The following is a 16,380-nucleotide window of genomic DNA, read 5'->3' on the forward strand; positions in this document are numbered from 1 at the left end:
GCAATTTAAAGGTATAAAATATGTTTAGAAAAGAGATATTTGAAGATAGGAAATCTCAGCTACAAGTTGCAGGTTTTAAAATAGGCAAAGAAAGTTATGGGGTGTCAATAGAGCATATTAGAGAAATTATTAAAGTTCCAGCAGAAGGGGTTTATGCTATACCAAATGTTCCTGAATATATTATAGGTATTTATAATCTTAGAGGCAATATTATTCCTCTAATCAATTTAAATATTAAATTTGGAGTTCCCTCTATTTCAATAACAGAAGAAGATATGCTTTTAACAGGATATTTAATAGTTAAGATTAAAAATAAACTTTTAGGTATTTTTGTTGATAGGGTTCTTAAAGTTATTAGCTTTAATGATTCTAGGATTCAAGAGCCTCCTGCTACTTTGCAAACTTTAGATAGAAAATATATATCTGGAGTTGTGAAGCTTGAAGAGGCTGATAATCTTGAGAGTGAATATTTAGTATTAATTGATATTGCAAAGATTTTTGACAAATGTGAATTTGACGACATTCCCTATAAAGATCAACATGAAGAATAAGGTTCTTCTTTGCATTAATACCTTAAAGTCAGGAGCTAGTATTTTAGGAAATGATATTAGAGTTTATTTAGAAACTAGGTATTTTGTTGAAGTGGTATTAATAGATGTTAGTAAACCTTTATTATCTTTTCCAAAAGAAAATTTTCTTTTTTTGATAACTTTAGGAGGAGATGGAACAGTTCTTTTAGCTGTTAATTTACTTCTTGAAAATAAAAATATTAATATTCCAATTATTTCAATTAATATGGGCAAGGTAGGGTTTTTAGCAGATATTAAGATTGAAGATTTTAAAAAAGTCATAGATAGATTTTTTAACAATTCTTTAGTTATTAATAAAAAATTTTTGCTTCATGTAACAGTTTGTCAGCATGGTAAAGATTTAATTTCTAAATATGCTTTAAACGATATTATTATTCGCTCAAGCGTTCTTAATAAAATGATTTTTGTAGATCTTAGGGTTAATTCTGAAAGTTTTTTATCATATAAAAGTGATGGGGTAATTGTCTCTACTCCAACAGGTTCAACGGGGTATTCTTTCTCAGCAGGGGGTCCTATTTTAGAAGCAGATCTTGAGGGATTTTTACTCACACCCATTTCTCCCCATTCTGTTTATAATCGTTCTTTTGTGTTTTCTAAATTAACCAAACTTTCTCTTTCTTTTTCAAAGGAATATTTTATAGCAGCAGCATCAATTTTTTTAGATGGTATTCATTTTGGTTCTTTTGGAGTTGATGTTGTTTTTGAATTTGAAATTTCTTCTCAATGTTTGAATTTTGTTTCATTTTGTACAGATACTTTTGTTAAAAGATTGAAAAACAAATTATTATAAGCTTAATATTTTTTTAAATAGTTTTCTTTTTAATAAATATTGCTATTGATTTTTATTTAAATGTTTTTAATTAATCTAATCTTTAATGAGACTAGAGAATTTTATATGTTTTAAGACTTAGTGCTTTTAAAAAGCGATCAAAATTTACATAATTTATTATAAGGATGTTAATGTTTTGTTTATTTATAGAGTTAATGTTCCAAGGGTGTTTTTTATAAATTTATAACTTGTTAAAATATTTAATATGTTTGTTTCTAAAATCAATATATTGGATGGCTAATAAATCACCTTTGTATGAGTTTTAGGCAGGTGTTTATGGATTTAATTGATAATGAAAATTATAAAAAAATAGTGTATATTAATAACCTTGTTTTAAGGACTTTAAATGATATAGCAGCTATAAAAGAGATTAGCGAATTTACATCAAATGCTAAACTTTCATTTGATCTTATTGATTTCAATTTAAATGTTTTAAGCTATATTTCGTCTTTAAATTATTTTTATACTAGACCCAGATTGAAAATAAATTATTCTATAAAAAAAATTTTATCTGGCTTGATTTCTGATTTTAGTTTAATTATTAGTCCTGTTCTTAGCATCACCCCAAGAGAGTTAATCGAAATGCCTCAAGCTCTTGATTTAAACCCCGAAGAGAGGTTTTTGGTTGTTAAAAAATTGGGATATTTAATTGATTTGGCTAAAAATTTTAGCAAAAAAGATTCTAAAACGCTTGTTTTTCTTGAGGATATGTATCTTAAATTTATTGTTTTTTCTAAAAATATTATTGATTTTAGAGATTTGTCTAAAAATTTAAAACTTGAGAGTCCTTATTATAAATTTCAATTTGAACATCTTATTAAAGTGTTGGAGCTTTTAGAAGAAGGAGCCTTTATTTTAAGGAGCAAATATGAGCTTAGTGGATCTCATGAATTTGGACTACATTCTCTCGGTTATCTTGAAGCTGGAAGAGTTTTAGCTACCATAACTTCTCAAAAAGAAGCTGCTGAAAAATTTTCAAGGTTTCATGGAGTTTGGTCTTCAAAGCTTAGTGCAGATTTAATTAAAGCAAAATAGATAGATTAAAGTGGGGGGAAGTAGTTATTGAGTTTTAATCCAGAAGAGGGTACAACTAAATTTAGAAAATTAAAAATTTTTTTGATCTTGAGTTTGTTTTTATTATTTATAATTTTGATTGATTTCTTTATAAGATCTACTATGAATGTATCTAATTTTTATGATTTTAAAAATTTTGAGAATAAATCTGATTATAAAAATATAAATTTAAGTAAGAATGTTTTTGTATCAAATAAGGTTTTAAGTCTTAATTTTAGGGAATCTTGTTATTCTATTTTAAGTGATAACTTAATAAGTTATTCAGACTACTATTATGTGCTTTTTAATTCTAGTGAGGATTATTCTGTTTTTTCTGTTAAAAACAATAAATTTTTATTTACACTTAAGTTTAAAGATTTTGTTTTTGTAATAAATAACTTGATTTTTACTTTAAACAACTTGTATAAAACTTTAGAGATTTATGATTCCGGTGGAAATAATATACTGGTGCTTAATTTTTTGTCCTCAATTTTAAGTGTAGACTATAATAATGAGATTTTAGTTTTAGGACTTTCTAATGGGGAGATTTATATATACAAACAAGGTAAGATAGTTTATGTGGAAAATTTTTTAGATAGAAAATTTCCAACATGTTTTGTTAAATTAAGCCTTGATAATAAATATTTAGTTTCACTAAAAGGTAATTCTGAGTATTTTTTAGAAATAATTGATTTAGAGAGTGATTATAAAAAAATTTTAGAATTAAACAATTTAACTATTAGTAATTTTGAGACTTTTATAAAAATAGATGATTATCATAATTTGTTTATTGAAGGTAGAAATTCACTTATGGTGATAAATATTAAAAGTGGTAAAATATTTAAAGTTGAAAATAAAAATTCTATTTTAAGAGCATCATATGATTATTTCCAAAATGTTTACAGAGTATATTTTTATTTTGAGAGTGAAAAAATTATTAATATAAGAACTTATTCTGCTAATTCTTTTAGATTATTTGATAATGTTTTTATTAAAGATGAAATAAGCTCTTTTGTTGAATATGAAAAGGGACTTTTATATTTTAACAGTAATAATAATTTAAAATATTTAGGATTGGGGCGGTGATTTTAATTTTTTTTATATTTTTCTTTAGTATTTTAGATTTATATCCATTTTTGGAATTTAGAAATGATGAAAAGTTTGCTTTAGTGAAAGATTTTGGTGTATTGGATAATAATAAATTAAATATTGGAATAAGGTTAAGGCCTTTGGGAAAGACCGTATCTGTTTTTTCAAATAATTATAAAATCTTGTATTCAAAAAATAGGCCAGATAGGGATAGTAGTATTTTAATTATTTTTGACAATGATTCTAATTTAAATTTAGAAGTTTTAGGAGGGTTTTTTTATAAACTTGGAAAGATTTTTTTAAAGGATGAAAATAGCGTTATTGATTTGGTAGTTAATGACCCTAGTGCTAAAAAGATTATCAATCCTTTGTTTGTTATCAAAAATAGGAACAATGTAGTTGCTGATACAGTCTATACTTTAGGTGGGGTATTTTTAAAAGGAAAAGGTGATGATGAAAGATTGGAATTACCAAAAAATATAAATTTAAATGTTGATTTTGGTCAGTATAGCCTTTTGTTATATTTTCATACTCAAAAAGTAGAATCTTTTGAAAATTCTCTTAAAGGAATTTATTATTTTGAGACTATTTTAAATAATAAAAGTATCTTTCGTTCAGATTTTCAAAATATTTTTTTGATTAATAATACATATGTTTTAGCTCAAGAGAAAAATTATGGATTAGATATTTTGAATATTAAAAAAGATGGCGGATGTCTTAAAATAAATGATCTTAATTTTATTAAGGGTAAGAATGAGCTTAAAATAAAATATGGAGATGTTTATGGAAATGAAAAAAAAATAATTTATAGGTTTAAATTAAATGACTAATAATGTTTTTCATTTTCCAGTACTTCTTGATGCGATTTGTAGGCTTATAGAAGATTTGCCTTTAAAAAGTAATTTAATATACATTGATTCTACTCTTGGAGAAGGTGTTCATGCAAAAGCGATTCTTGAGAAATATGGTTTTTTAAGTTTAGTTGGAATTGAAAGAGATTCTCAAATTTTAGAAAGAGCAAAGCGGTTTCTTCGTGTTTTTGAAGGGAGAATTACATATTTTAATGATTGGTTTGATAATTTTTTTGCCAATTATCCTTTAAATGTTAAAGCCAATTTTATTTTAGTTGATCTTGGTATTTCTATGTTTCATTATAAGGGGAGTAAAAAAGGATTTTCTTTTTTTGAAGATGAACCTTTAGATATGAGACTTTGTTCTTCTTGTAGTATTAGTGCTGCTGAGATTGTAAATACTTTTAGTAGGTATGATCTTGAAAGTTTAATTTACAATTTAAGTAATGAACATTATTCTAGAAGAATTTCTAAAGCTATTGTAGAATATCGAAAAATTAAAAAAATACAAACTACAAAAGAGTTGCAATCCATAATAAGTAAAGTTTATCCTTTTTCAAAATTTAAAATAAATCCAGCTACAAAAACTTTTCAAGCGTTAAGAATTTATGTTAATGATGAGCTTGCTAGGCTTAAAAGGAGTTTGCCTTTGTGGGTAGAAAATTTAGCTAAAGATGGAATTTTAGCTATTATTACGTTTCATTCCATAGAGGATCGTATTGTGAAAGATTTTTTTAAAAGTTTAAGCTGCGATTTATATGCTAAGATTTCAAAAAAGCCCATTATTCCAAGTTTTGATGAGATTAAAAAAAACAAACCTTCAAGGAGCGCGAAGCTTAGAGCTTTAAAAAAATATGAATAGTATAAGTAAGATTGAGTTTGAAGTTTATTGTATTTTAATTTTAATATTAACAGTTATAGTGTGTTTTAATATTTACTTAAATTTCAGATATGTTGTAAAGCTTAGAGAATTTAATCACTTAGACAATGAGCAAGAAAATATTATTGATGATAATTTAAGATTACTTACAGTAATATATGAACTTGAGGATATTAATAGAATAGAGAGTTTTTATTTTGGAGAATTAAATTTGGAAAAAAAAGCCAATGAAGATATAAATATTTTTACTGAATAAAAGATTTAGAATGAGGTTTGAGTGCGTATAAAGATTAAGGATATTTTAATCTCTTCTAAAGATGTAAAGTTTGTAGGGAATATAAAAAATATTGAAAAAGTAGTAGCGTTTTATTCGCTAGATAGTCGCGAAATAAATGGTGACAATATTAACGTTAGTCTTTATTTTGCATATAAGGGAAATAAAGTAGATGGATTTTCTTTTGTTAAATATTTAATTGATTTGGGTGTTAAATGTTTTATATGTTCAAGAGATCATGAATCTGAGTGTATTGAATATTTAAATGATAATGAAGGGTTAGTTTTTTTGCTTACAAGTGATGTAATAAAACTTCTTCAAACTTTAGCATCGGTTTTAATTGAAAGGACAAGCTTTAAAAGAATTGCTATTACAGGCAGTAATGGTAAAACTACAACCAAAGAAATGCTTTATAGCATACTTTCAAAGAAATATAAAACTTACAAAACTTGGGGCAATTTAAATTCTGACATTGGTCTTCCTCTTAGCATTTTAAGGGTAGAAGGCAATGAAGAATATGCTGTTTTTGAAGTTGGAGTTAGTTATGTTGGAGAAATGGAGCTTTTATCCCAAATTTTAAAACCAGAAATTGTTATTATTACGAATATAAATTATGCACATATGCAAGCTTTCAAAGAGTTGCAAGCTATTGCTTTTGAAAAGAGCAAAATAATTGGCAAAAACATTGAAATCTTTGTTGTAAATGAAAAGAATGATTATTGTGCTTATCTTGAAAAAAGAGCAAAAATCGCAAATCCAAATGTTAAAATCGTTTATTTTGATTTTGAAAATCTTAATATTAAATCATTTTCTTTTTTAGAAGGTAAGTTTTCTTATGATTTTGTTTACAAAGGGTTTGAGTACTCTATTTTATTGCTGGGTCGGCATAATATTTTTAATGCAATAGGATGTATTAATTTGGCTCTATTTTTAGGAATGAGAGAAAAAGAAATAAGAGAAGGACTTATTGAAACCACTTTTCAAAAGGGTAGGGCTGAAATTTTAATAAAAAATGGATATTTAATTTTAAATGATTCTTATAATGGCAATATGGGTTCTTTTATAGCCTTAAAAAATATGATTTTAGATCTTAATATCCAAAATAAAAAATTTATAGTTCTTGGGTCTTTTAAAGAGCTTGGGGAATTTGCATATAAAACTCATAAAGATTTAATCCAAGAAGCTGTTTCAATGAATTTTGATAAAATTTTTTTAATTGGCGAAGAATTTTTAGATGTTAGGTATTCTGAGAATTTAGTTGAAAAGTGTTTATATTATTTTAGTGAGTTTGATAAATTTATTGATTTTTTTTTAAAAAGTTTAGAACCTTCAGTTTTTATTGTCATTAAAGGCTCAAGGTTTAACAGATTGGAGAGAGTTTTAAATTATATTTAGAGATGATAATGAGGTTCTTATGTTTTACCTTTTAGGGTTGCGCTTGCTTAAATATATTACCTTTAGAATGGCTTATGCTACAATTTTTGCATTTTTACTGTCTTTAATTATAGGTCCCCAGATTATTTTGAGACTAAAAAAATTAAGGGCCGATCAGATTTTAAGAGAAGATGGGCCTAAAAGGCATTTGAGTGAAAAAACAGGAATTCCTACTATGGGAGGCATTCTTATTTTTTTTTGTGTTTTTATCTCTTTAATGTTTTGGAGTAATATTTTAAATGTTTATTTTTTAATTATGTTTTTTGTTATGTTTGGATTTGCTTTTTTAGGGTTTATAGACGATTTTTTAAAAATCAAAAAGAAAACCTCAGATGGGCTTAAAGCCCGATTTAAGATTTATGGGCAAATAATATTTTCTTTTATTTCTGTTAGCATTTTGTATTATTTTGGAGGTGAACATGTTAGTATAATTTATTTTCCTTTTATTAAGTCTTTTCAAATAGATTTGGGAGTATTTTACATTCCTTTTGGCATGTTTATTTTAATTTCGGCTTCTAATTCTGTTAATTTAACAGATGGGCTTGATGGACTTGCAATTGGATTAAGCATAGTTATAACAGGAGCTTTAATAATAATTGCCTATATTACAAGTAGGGCTGATTTTGCAACTTATTTAAATATTCCAAATATTAAAGGTTCTGAAGAGCTTGTAATATTTCTTGGAGCTTTACTAGGAGGTAGTTTTGGATTTTTATGGTTTAACGCTTATCCTGCTAAAATTATGATGGGAGATACAGGTAGTCTGGCTTTAGGTGCCATTCTAGGAATGGCAGCTTTGATTTTAAAAAGTGAAATACTTTTTTCAATCTTAGCGGGTGTTTTTATTATTGAAACCATGTCTGTAATTATTCAGGTCATAGTTTATAAAAAGACTAAAAAAAGAGTATTTAAAATGGCTCCACTTCATCATCATTTTGAAGAACTTGGGTGGTCTGAGATGCAAGTTGTTATTAGATTTTGGATAATGGGGCTAATATTTGCTATAATTGCTTTAAGTACGATAAAAATCAGATAATTTATTATGTTTGTAGAGATTAATTCGCTTAGGAAGTGCTATTTGCTTGTTTTGCTACTATTAGTAGCCTATGGCCTTATAGTTTTTTATACTTCTTCCTTTTTCTTAAGTTTAGAATTAACAGGTAATCCAAATTTTTTATTTTTTACAAGACTCAATTATCTTTTTTTGAGCTTTTTAGTTTTTATTGTTTTTGAGAGAATTCCTTTGAATTTTTTAAAAAAAACAATATTTCCTATATTAACTATAACTCTTTTTTTAATTATGGCAACTTTTTTATCTCCAAGTATTTCTGGAGCAAAGAGATGGATATTCTTTCAAGGTATTAGCATCCAACCTTCTGAGATTTTTAAAATATCTTTTACTATTTATCTTTCAACTTATTTGAGTAAGTTTGATCCAAGAAAAAATAATAGTATTTCATACTGGTTAAAGCCGATGCTGATTTTTGCAATTTTTTGGGTGTTAATAATTTTGCAAAACGATTATTCAACAGCTATTTATTTTGCCATTCTTTTTTTTATTGTTTTGTTTGTTTCTAATATGGCATTTAGTTATGTTTTTGCTATTGTGATTACTTTTTTACCAGTTTCTGCTATATTTTTAATGCTTGAACCTTATAGGGTTTCTAGAATTTTTGCCTTTCTCAATCCTTACGATGATCCTTCCGGTAAAGGCTACCAAATAATAGCGTCTCTTAATGCTTTAAAAAGTGGAGGAATTTTTGGTAAAGGTCTGGGAATGGGGGAGGTAAAACTTGGGAAACTCCCGGAGGCTAATTCCGATTTTATTTTTTCAGTTCTTGGAGAAGAATTGGGATTTTTAGGTGTTTTGTTTGCTATAAGCTTATTTTTTTTGTTTTTTTACTTTGGTTATTTTATAGCTATTTATTCTAATAGTAGGTTTAAATTTTTTATAGCATTTATTTCAAGTCTTGCAATTTTTCTTCAAAGTATAATGAATATTTTAATTGCAATTGGTCTTTTGCCTCCTACTGGGATAAATTTGCCTTTTTTTTCATCCGGAGGATCTTCTATTATTGTTACCATGGCGCTTTCTGGTCTTATTTCAAATGTTGCAAAAAACTTAAGTAATAATTGATTGGATTTTTATAGCAGTGTGAATCGGGTTAGTTTATGATTTTTGAGAGAAAATTTTTAATTAAGTATATATATTTTTCAATGACTTTAATTTTTTTTGAAGTAATAGTTATTATTTTTGCATCTCCTTATTTTTTGATTAGGTATATTAGTATTAATAATGATATTTCTCTTTCTAAAGAGGATATAATCAAGATTTCAGGAATCAAGCCCAATACATATTATCATAATGCTAATGTTAGAATATATGAAGAGAATCTTAAAAGAGATTTAAGGGTAAAAAATGTCAAAGTTGATCTTAAGTTTCCTAATAAAATTAATATTAAAATAGAGAAAAGAATACCCGTTGCTGTTGCTTTAGAAAACGTAGGTGGCAATATTACTTATTATTTGATTGCATCAGATGGTGTAATTTTGGAAAAAAGTAAGTATTTAATTTACGATTTACCCGTAATTAGCGGATTAATGTTAAATGACAATAATGTAGGCGATTTTTTAGAGGATAGGATGCTTAATGTTGTAAGAGGCCTTGATTATCTTAAAATAAATCAAAAATATTTGTATAATTTAATATCAGAGGTGAATTTTTTAAAATTGAATTTCTATGATTATAATGTAATTTTGTATATTAAAAGTATATATAATAAAATATTGATAACAGTTGATATGGATTTAATGGATGTGATGCATAAAGTGTTTCTTGCAGTTGATTTACTTAAAGAAAAGCCCGGCATTATAGATTTAAGAAGTGGTGATATCATTTTGTTAGGAGAAAGTTAGTGTCTAGGAATTTGATAGTAGGTTTGGATGTTGGAACTTCAAAAATTTGTACTGTTGTTGCTGAAGTAAATTTAAATGATCAATTAGAAATAGTTGGAATAGGCACTAGTATATCAAGAGGAGTTAGAAAGGGAGTTTTAATAAATATTGAAGCGGCTCTTGATTCAATATCTAATTCGATTGAGGCTGCAGAGCTTATTTCAGGGTGTGACATTACATCGCTTTCAGTCTCTATGTCTGGAAGTAGTGTTGAGGGAACTAATTCACGTGGTGTTGTTGCAATAAATTCAAAAACGAGAGAGATTAACGAAGAAGATGTTGAGAGAGTAATTGAAGCAGCAAAGGCAATTGTCATTCCAATGGATAGAGAAATCCTTCATGTCATTCCTCAAGAATTTATTGTGGATGGAATACCGCATATAAAAAACCCAATAGACATGATGGGTATTCGTCTTGAAGGAGAGGTGCATATTATTACAGGATCTAGTTCTTCTAGTCAGAATTTAGTCAGATGCGTAAATCGAGCTGGTTTTGCTGTTGATGAGGTTGTTCTTGGAAGCTTAGCTTCATCTTATGCAACTCTTTCTAAAGAAGAGCGCGAGATGGGTGTTTTATTTATTGATATGGGTAAAGGCACAACAGATATTATTCTTTATATTGACGGTTCCCCTTATTATACGGGTGTGATTCCTATTGGTGTTAATAGGGTAACTCTTGATATTGCTCAAGTTTGGAAGGTTCCTGAGGATGTTGCTGAAAATATTAAAATAACAGCTGGAATTGCTCACCCGTCTATTTTAGAGAGTCAAATGGAAACTGTAATTATTCCAAATCTTGGAACTCGACCTCCTCAAGAGAAAAGTAGAAAAGAGTTGTCTGTAATAATTAATTCAAGACTAAGGGAAATTTTTGAAATGATGAGAGCAGAAATATTTAAAAGAGGGCTTTATAATAAAATTAATGGTGGGATAGTTTTAACAGGTGGAGGAGCTTTATTCCCAGGTATTTCAAATTTAATAGAAGAAGTATTTAATTACCCTGCAAGAATAGGTTTGCCAATGAGTATTAATGGGATTGGAGAAGAGCATATAGATCCTAAGTTTTCTTCAGCTCTTGGTCTTGTTCTTTATAAGCACGAGCAACAAAAATTCAATAAATTAAAGAAGGTAAGCAGTAAAGTTAAAAGAAAAAATAAAATATCTTCAAAGTTGAAAGGTTGGTTTTTGAAAGAATGGTTTTGACCAATCATGGAGGAAGCGTTAATGAAAGATTATAATATGATTGATAGCCATACAAGAAGATTTGATTCTACTACAAATCCTACAATTCTTAAGGTAATTGGTGCGGGTGGGGGAGGTAGTAATGCTGTTAATCGTATGATTGAGTATGGAGTAAGAGATGTTGAATTTATTGTGGCTAATACGGATCTTCAGGCTCTCCAAACCTCTATTGCTCCTATAAAAATTGCTCTTGGAGCAAAAGTTACAGCAGGGCTTGGTGCTGGAGGAAAGCCCGAGATTGGACAAGCTGCAGCAGAAGAAGATATAGATGTTATACGTAATCATCTTTCTGGTGCTGATATGGTATTTATTACTGCTGGTATGGGGGGTGGGACGGGAACCGGAGCAGCTCCGGTTATTGCACAAGTTGCAAAAGAACTTGGCATTTTAACAGTTGGAGTTGTAACAAAGCCTTTTAAGTTTGAAGGCCCTAAGAAATTAAGACTTGCTGAGCAAGGAATAAATAACTTAAGAAAATCTGTAGATACATTGATTATTATCCCAAATCAAAAGCTTTTAACCGTTGTTGACAAAAGGACTACCATTAAAGATGCTTTTAAGCGTGCAGATGATGTTTTAAGAATGGGTGTTCAAGGTATTGCGGGGCTTATTATTGAGCACGGAGAGGTTAATATCGATTTTGCTGATGTTAAAAGTATTATGCAAGGGCAAGGCGATGCTTTAATGGGAATCGGATATGGCAAGGGTGAAAACAGGGCTGTTGATGCTGCAACTTCTGCGATTAGCAATCCACTACTTGAAGAAGTTCGTATTGAGGGATCTAAAGGGCTTCTTGTTAATGTTACTGGTGGAGATGATTTTTCATTGCTTGAACTTGAAGAGATTATGGGGATAATTACTGTTAGCGTTGATGATGAGGCTACTGTAATATATGGGCATGCCATTAATTCAAATCTTGATGATGAAATTTACGTTACAGTTGTTGCTACAGGCTTTGCATCTAAAAAGCAAAAAGAAATATTAAATGTGCCAGAAAATAATACCTTAAGCTCTAAAGAGTTTGACACTTTAATGTCAGGCAATCAAAATGTTCCTTCTGGATCCTATGAACATCAAGATCCTTCTTTTGCAACAAAGTCTAAAAATGTAAATTATTTTGATGATGACATTGATGTTCCAACATTTCTTAGAAATTTAAATAAGAAAAGTAGCGATGATTAAATGAAAATTTTATCGTTAATAATACTTATTAATTTATTTTTATCTTGTGGTAGCGAATCTAAAGAAAAATTGAATCTTGGGCTTAGATTAAGAGAATTGGAAATTTCAGGCGGTGGATCTGAATCTAAGATTGAGGTTTATAAGGAATTTATTCAAAAAGAAGATAAAAATATTTTAAAGATAGTTAATTCTATTGATAAGAAAGCCAGATTTTTCAATTTGATTGGTCTTGAATTTTTTAAGCTTGGTCAGTATGGACCTGCGATTGAGTATTTTACTAAAAATTTAGAAATCAACCCTAATAATTATTTATCTCATTTTTACTTAGGTGTCGTATCTTATAATTTAGCTAAAAATTTAAGAGTAAAAGATGAAGTTGAAAAATACATAATTCTTGCTGAAAATTCTTTTTTAAAATCAATTTCAATCAGAGATGATTTTAAAGACTCTCTTTTTGCTATTTCTAATATGTATGTATATGATCTTGACAAACAACTTGAAGCTAAAAATTATTTAAATAAACTTGATGATATGGGTGAGGATTATTTTGAGTTTTTCATGTTAAGGGGTGCAAATTATTATTCGCTAGGTGATCTTGGTAATGCTATATTGTTTTATGATAAAGCTAGTAAAAGTGCTTCAACTGATGAGCAAAAAGAAGGTGTTTCTAGGATCATGAGTAATTTGAAATAATTATTTATGATGAAATTGCTTTATATTGATAACTTGAAATTTTTAAAAAGCAAAGAAAAATTGAAACTTTTTAATAATTTTGACTTTAATGATATTATTAAATTGACTCAAAAGGACATTGAGTCTTATCTTTTAAGATCGTTTAGAAGAGCATTTAGGTTGCCAGATTTAAAATTAGTAGAATTGCAAGAAAAAGTTATTCGAAGGACAAAGGCTAAAATTGCTATTCTGGGGTCTAAGCTTTATCCTAATAAGCTTAAAAGAATTTATGATCCCCCTTTTGCTATTTACTATAAAGGCAATTTGCCGAATTCCTCTTTATTGTCTTGGGCTGTTGTTGGTTCTAGAAGAATTAGCAAAGCTCTTGCCGAGAGAACAAGAGAATTTTCTTCACATCTTGCAAAAAATGGTGTAGAGATTGTTTCTGGATTTGCAATTGGTGCTGATATTGAAGCTCATATAGCAGCAATCAATGAGAATAGCAGAACATTTGCTGTTATTCCAACAGATATTGATAATATTTATCCTAAGCAAAATCGAAAATATGTTTTCAAGCTTTTAGAACAAGGTGGAGGAATAATTACTGAAACTTTACCATTTGATAAAATTCAAAATTATTTTTTTGCCAAAAGGAATAGATTGATCTCGGGTCTATCAGATGCTATTTTTATAACTTATGCGCCTTTAAAATCGGGGGCTTTGATTACAGCTGAACTTGGGCTTGATTTAGGGCTTGACATTTATGTTTATGATTTAGATTTTTGTGGAGAAGGAGCTGTAAAATTACACAGCTTTGGTGCTCAAGAAATAAAAACCGTTAAGGATCTTTATACTTTATTAAATATTAAATATGTAGATTCCAATAATATTGAAGATGATTCTAAAGAGTGTTGTGATTGTAAAGATGTGTCTGATGTTCTTATTGGAGAACTTTTAAAAGAGGTATATAAATAGGGGGTAATATGGGCTTTAAAGGAACTACAGTGATTGCAATAAAAAAAAATGGTAAGACTGTGGTGGCAGCAGATGGACAAGTAACTTTTGGACATACTGTTTTAAAGAGTAATGCTATTAAAATACGAAAATTGCTTAATGGCAAAATTTTGGCAGGATTTGCAGGTTCAACGTCTGATGCAATTACTCTTTTTGAAAAATTTGAAGAAAAAATCAAGGCAAAAGGTGATGGTTTGGTGGACATTAAAAGGGCGGCTGTTGACCTTGCGAAAGATTGGCGTTCTGACAAAATACTGCATAAGCTTGAAGCGATGATGCTTGTTGCTGATTCTAAGAATATTCTTTTGATTTCTGGTACCGGCGATGTTGTTGAACCAGAAGAGGATGTTATTTCAATCGGTAGTGGTGGCAATTATGCATACTCAGCAGCTCTTGCTTATATGGAGAACAAAAAATTAAGTGCTTTTGAGGTTGCTCTTAGATCTTTAAAAATAGCAGCAAGAGTATGTATATATACTAATTCTAACATTGTACTTGAGGAGATTGAAAATGAATAAATTAGAAGAACATTATATAGTTCCTAAAGATGTAGTTGCAGAACTTGATAAGTACATAATAGGTCAAGACGAAGCTAAAAAATTAGTATCGATTGCTCTTGTTAATAGATATATAAGGTCTAGGCTTCCAAAAGAAATAAAAGATGAGGTAATGCCTAAAAACATTATTATGATTGGGTCAACCGGCATTGGAAAAACTGAGATTGCAAGAAGGCTTTCTAAGTTAATTAAAGCTCCTTTTATTAAAGTAGAGGCTACAAAATATACTGAGGTTGGTTATGTTGGTCGTGATGTTGAATCTATGGTTAGAGATTTGATGGGCATTGCAGTTAATATGGTAAAAGAAGAGATGTATAACACTGTAAGAGAAGATGCTTTAGTAAAAACAGAGGAGAGAATAGTTGAGAGTCTTTTTAAAGGGTCTGGCAATTCTGAGAATGTAGATCCAAATGAAATAAAAGCGGAAGAAAAAGTAAAAGATAAGCTTAGGAAAAAACTTAGAGCAGGCGAGCTTGATGATACTACTATTGAAATACAAATTTCTAGTAAAATGCCATTTTCTACAATAGAAATATTTACAGGTGGTAATTTTGAAGAGATCGATATGGGAATTGGTGGTTTATTAGGCAATATATTTGATAGAAAAAAGAAAAGAGAATTGAAAATTAAAAAGGCAAAAGAAATAATTTTAGCAGAAGAACTTGAGAAATTGGTTGATCATGAAAATATTTCAGATATTGCAAAATCTAAAGTTGAGAATATGGGAATTATTTTTATTGATGAGATCGATAAGATAGCTGCTAAGAATAGGAGTGGTAATGATGTATCTAGAGAAGGCGTTCAAAGAGATATTTTGCCAATTATTGAAGGTTCTAAAGTTAATACAAAATATGGAATAGTTGATACTTCTCATATTTTGTTTATTGCAGCAGGAGCATTTAATTTAGCCAAACCTTCTGATTTAATACCCGAGCTTCAAGGAAGATTTCCAATTAAAGTTGAGCTTAAGAGTTTAAGCATAGACGATTTTAAAAAAATTTTAAAACAAACAAAAAATTCTTTAATAAAGCAATATGTTGCTATGTTTAAGGTTTATAATTTGGATTTAAAGTTTAGCGAGGAGGCTATAGATAGAATTGCAGAGTTTACTTTTAATATGAATCTTGAGAATGAAAATCTTGGTGCAAGAAGACTTCACGGTGTTATGGAAAGAGTACTTGCAGATCTTTTTTTTGAGGTACCTGGTAGTAAGTTAAAAAAATTTGAAATAAACTTGGACTATGTTAATAAAAAAATACAAATTAACGAACAAAAAGATTTAAATTATTATATAATTTAGTTAAAAGCAATTTTAAATAGAGGGGGTTTTGATTTGAATGACTTTGAAAGATCTGTAGATTTTTCACACAGGTATTTAGATGTTCTAAGTTTAAGGCAAAGTGTTGTTTCTGATAATATAGCAAATGTAGATACTCCAAATTTTAAAAGAAGCAAAATTTCTTTTGAGGCAGAGCTTGAGAAAGCTTTATTAAATAAAGATAAAAATAATCTAAACTTAATTAAGTCTAGCGATAAGCATTTATCTAGGCTTAAAAGTCCAGAATATTCAGATGTCAAGCCTCACAGAGTTCTTGATCATTTTTCAACTATGAATAATAATGGCAATAATGTTGATATTGATTCTGAGATTAAGGCACTTGTACAAAATCAAATGATGTATCATCTTATGACTAATGTTCAAGCGCATTATTTTAAAAGTATAAATATTGTATTAAAATAAATTAATATTTTAAGGAAT

Annotated in this window: 18 protein-coding genes; all 18 read left to right on the forward strand. The window is 28.4% G+C overall.

Annotated features, from left to right (window positions below; translation table 11 throughout):
• Window positions 1–20: 20 nt before the first annotated feature.
• Window positions 21–551, forward strand: a complete 531-nt coding sequence (locus HNR35_RS02700) for a chemotaxis protein CheW (RefSeq protein WP_183223773.1) — start codon at window positions 21–23, stop codon at window positions 549–551.
• The gene (locus tag HNR35_RS02705; RefSeq protein ID WP_006433618.1) at window positions 541–1,380 is read left to right on the forward strand and encodes an NAD(+)/NADH kinase; all 840 of its coding nucleotides are present in this window, start codon (window positions 541–543) and stop codon (window positions 1,378–1,380) included. Before HNR35_RS02700 ends, HNR35_RS02705 begins: the two co-directional genes overlap by 11 nt.
• A 315-nt stretch (window positions 1,381–1,695) precedes the next feature.
• Complete coding sequence (locus HNR35_RS02710; protein ID WP_183223775.1) at window positions 1,696–2,454, forward strand: hypothetical protein; 759 nt, start codon at window positions 1,696–1,698, stop codon at window positions 2,452–2,454.
• A 27-nt stretch (window positions 2,455–2,481) separates the two neighbouring features.
• The gene (locus tag HNR35_RS02715) at window positions 2,482–3,558 is read left to right on the forward strand and encodes a hypothetical protein (RefSeq protein ID WP_183223777.1); all 1,077 of its coding nucleotides are present in this window, start codon (window positions 2,482–2,484) and stop codon (window positions 3,556–3,558) included.
• Entirely contained in the window at window positions 3,555–4,391 is an 837-nt protein-coding gene (locus HNR35_RS02720) for a hypothetical protein (protein WP_183223779.1), read from the forward strand. Before HNR35_RS02715 ends, HNR35_RS02720 begins: the two co-directional genes overlap by 4 nt.
• The gene (gene rsmH / locus HNR35_RS02725; protein WP_183223781.1) at window positions 4,384–5,274 is read left to right on the forward strand and encodes a 16S rRNA (cytosine(1402)-N(4))-methyltransferase RsmH; all 891 of its coding nucleotides are present in this window, start codon (window positions 4,384–4,386) and stop codon (window positions 5,272–5,274) included. Before HNR35_RS02720 ends, rsmH begins: the two co-directional genes overlap by 8 nt.
• Window positions 5,267–5,548 (forward strand): hypothetical protein, encoded by a 282-nt coding sequence (locus tag HNR35_RS02730; protein ID WP_006433481.1) that lies wholly within the window; start codon window positions 5,267–5,269, stop codon window positions 5,546–5,548. Before rsmH ends, HNR35_RS02730 begins: the two co-directional genes overlap by 8 nt.
• A gap of 21 nt (window positions 5,549–5,569) precedes the next feature.
• Window positions 5,570–6,961 (forward strand): UDP-N-acetylmuramoyl-tripeptide--D-alanyl-D-alanine ligase, encoded by a 1,392-nt coding sequence (locus tag HNR35_RS02735; RefSeq protein WP_006433446.1) that lies wholly within the window; start codon window positions 5,570–5,572, stop codon window positions 6,959–6,961.
• 19 nt (window positions 6,962–6,980) lie between these two features.
• Window positions 6,981–8,036: a phospho-N-acetylmuramoyl-pentapeptide-transferase gene (gene mraY / locus HNR35_RS02740; protein WP_183223783.1), complete on the forward strand. Its 1,056-nt coding sequence runs from the start codon at window positions 6,981–6,983 to the stop codon at window positions 8,034–8,036.
• A 42-nt stretch (window positions 8,037–8,078) separates the two neighbouring features.
• A complete protein-coding gene (gene ftsW, locus HNR35_RS02745; RefSeq protein ID WP_183224140.1) occupies window positions 8,079–9,137 on the forward strand; it encodes a putative lipid II flippase FtsW in 1,059 nt (352 codons plus the stop codon).
• Between the two features lie 35 nt (window positions 9,138–9,172).
• Window positions 9,173–9,916, forward strand: coding sequence for a cell division protein FtsQ/DivIB (locus HNR35_RS02750; protein WP_183223785.1), 744 nt, complete (start codon window positions 9,173–9,175; stop codon window positions 9,914–9,916).
• Window positions 9,916–11,157 (forward strand): cell division protein FtsA, encoded by a 1,242-nt coding sequence (gene ftsA, locus HNR35_RS02755; protein WP_006433399.1) that lies wholly within the window; start codon window positions 9,916–9,918, stop codon window positions 11,155–11,157. Before HNR35_RS02750 ends, ftsA begins: the two co-directional genes overlap by 1 nt.
• 21 nt (window positions 11,158–11,178) lie before the next feature.
• Window positions 11,179–12,378, forward strand: coding sequence for a cell division protein FtsZ (gene ftsZ / locus HNR35_RS02760; RefSeq protein ID WP_183223787.1), 1,200 nt, complete (start codon window positions 11,179–11,181; stop codon window positions 12,376–12,378).
• Window positions 12,379–13,071, forward strand: a complete 693-nt coding sequence (locus HNR35_RS02765; RefSeq protein ID WP_183223789.1) for a tetratricopeptide repeat protein — start codon at window positions 12,379–12,381, stop codon at window positions 13,069–13,071. It abuts the gene before it with no gap.
• Window positions 13,072–13,080: 9 nt separating this feature from the next.
• Window positions 13,081–14,025, forward strand: coding sequence for a DNA-processing protein DprA (gene dprA / locus HNR35_RS02770; protein WP_183224142.1), 945 nt, complete (start codon window positions 13,081–13,083; stop codon window positions 14,023–14,025).
• 8 nt (window positions 14,026–14,033) lie between these two features.
• A complete protein-coding gene (gene hslV, locus HNR35_RS02775) occupies window positions 14,034–14,582 on the forward strand; it encodes an ATP-dependent protease subunit HslV (RefSeq protein WP_006433407.1) in 549 nt (182 codons plus the stop codon).
• On the forward strand, window positions 14,575–15,921 hold the full coding sequence (gene hslU / locus HNR35_RS02780) for an HslU--HslV peptidase ATPase subunit (RefSeq protein WP_183223791.1): 1,347 nt from the start codon (window positions 14,575–14,577) through the stop codon (window positions 15,919–15,921). Before hslV ends, hslU begins: the two co-directional genes overlap by 8 nt.
• A 33-nt stretch (window positions 15,922–15,954) precedes the next feature.
• Window positions 15,955–16,362 (forward strand): flagellar basal body rod protein FlgB, encoded by a 408-nt coding sequence (gene flgB, locus HNR35_RS02785; RefSeq protein WP_183223793.1) that lies wholly within the window; start codon window positions 15,955–15,957, stop codon window positions 16,360–16,362.
• The last annotated feature ends 18 nt before the right edge of the window (window positions 16,363–16,380 follow it).

This window comes from Borreliella spielmanii (genome assembly GCF_014201705.1).
GTDB classification, from domain to species: domain Bacteria; phylum Spirochaetota; class Spirochaetia; order Borreliales; family Borreliaceae; genus Borreliella; species Borreliella spielmanii.

Excerpts from the sequence above, each read along its gene's own strand:
- HNR35_RS02700 (WP_183223773.1), top strand. The coding sequence starts at position 21 with ATGTTTAGAAAAGAGATATTTGAAGATAGGAAATCTCAGCTACAAGTT.
- HNR35_RS02705 (WP_006433618.1), top strand. The coding sequence starts at position 541 with ATGAAGAATAAGGTTCTTCTTTGCATTAATACCTTAAAGTCAGGAGCT.
- HNR35_RS02710 (WP_183223775.1), top strand. The coding sequence starts at position 1,696 with ATGGATTTAATTGATAATGAAAATTATAAAAAAATAGTGTATATTAAT.
- rsmH (WP_183223781.1), top strand. The coding sequence starts at position 4,384 with ATGACTAATAATGTTTTTCATTTTCCAGTACTTCTTGATGCGATTTGT.
- HNR35_RS02730 (WP_006433481.1), top strand. The coding sequence starts at position 5,267 with ATGAATAGTATAAGTAAGATTGAGTTTGAAGTTTATTGTATTTTAATT.
- mraY (WP_183223783.1), top strand. The coding sequence starts at position 6,981 with ATGTTTTACCTTTTAGGGTTGCGCTTGCTTAAATATATTACCTTTAGA.
- HNR35_RS02750 (WP_183223785.1), top strand. The coding sequence starts at position 9,173 with ATGATTTTTGAGAGAAAATTTTTAATTAAGTATATATATTTTTCAATG.
- ftsZ (WP_183223787.1), top strand. The coding sequence starts at position 11,179 with ATGAAAGATTATAATATGATTGATAGCCATACAAGAAGATTTGATTCT.
- HNR35_RS02765 (WP_183223789.1), top strand. The coding sequence starts at position 12,379 with ATGAAAATTTTATCGTTAATAATACTTATTAATTTATTTTTATCTTGT.
- dprA (WP_183224142.1), top strand. The coding sequence starts at position 13,081 with ATGAAATTGCTTTATATTGATAACTTGAAATTTTTAAAAAGCAAAGAA.
- hslV (WP_006433407.1), top strand. The coding sequence starts at position 14,034 with ATGGGCTTTAAAGGAACTACAGTGATTGCAATAAAAAAAAATGGTAAG.
- hslU (WP_183223791.1), top strand. The coding sequence starts at position 14,575 with ATGAATAAATTAGAAGAACATTATATAGTTCCTAAAGATGTAGTTGCA.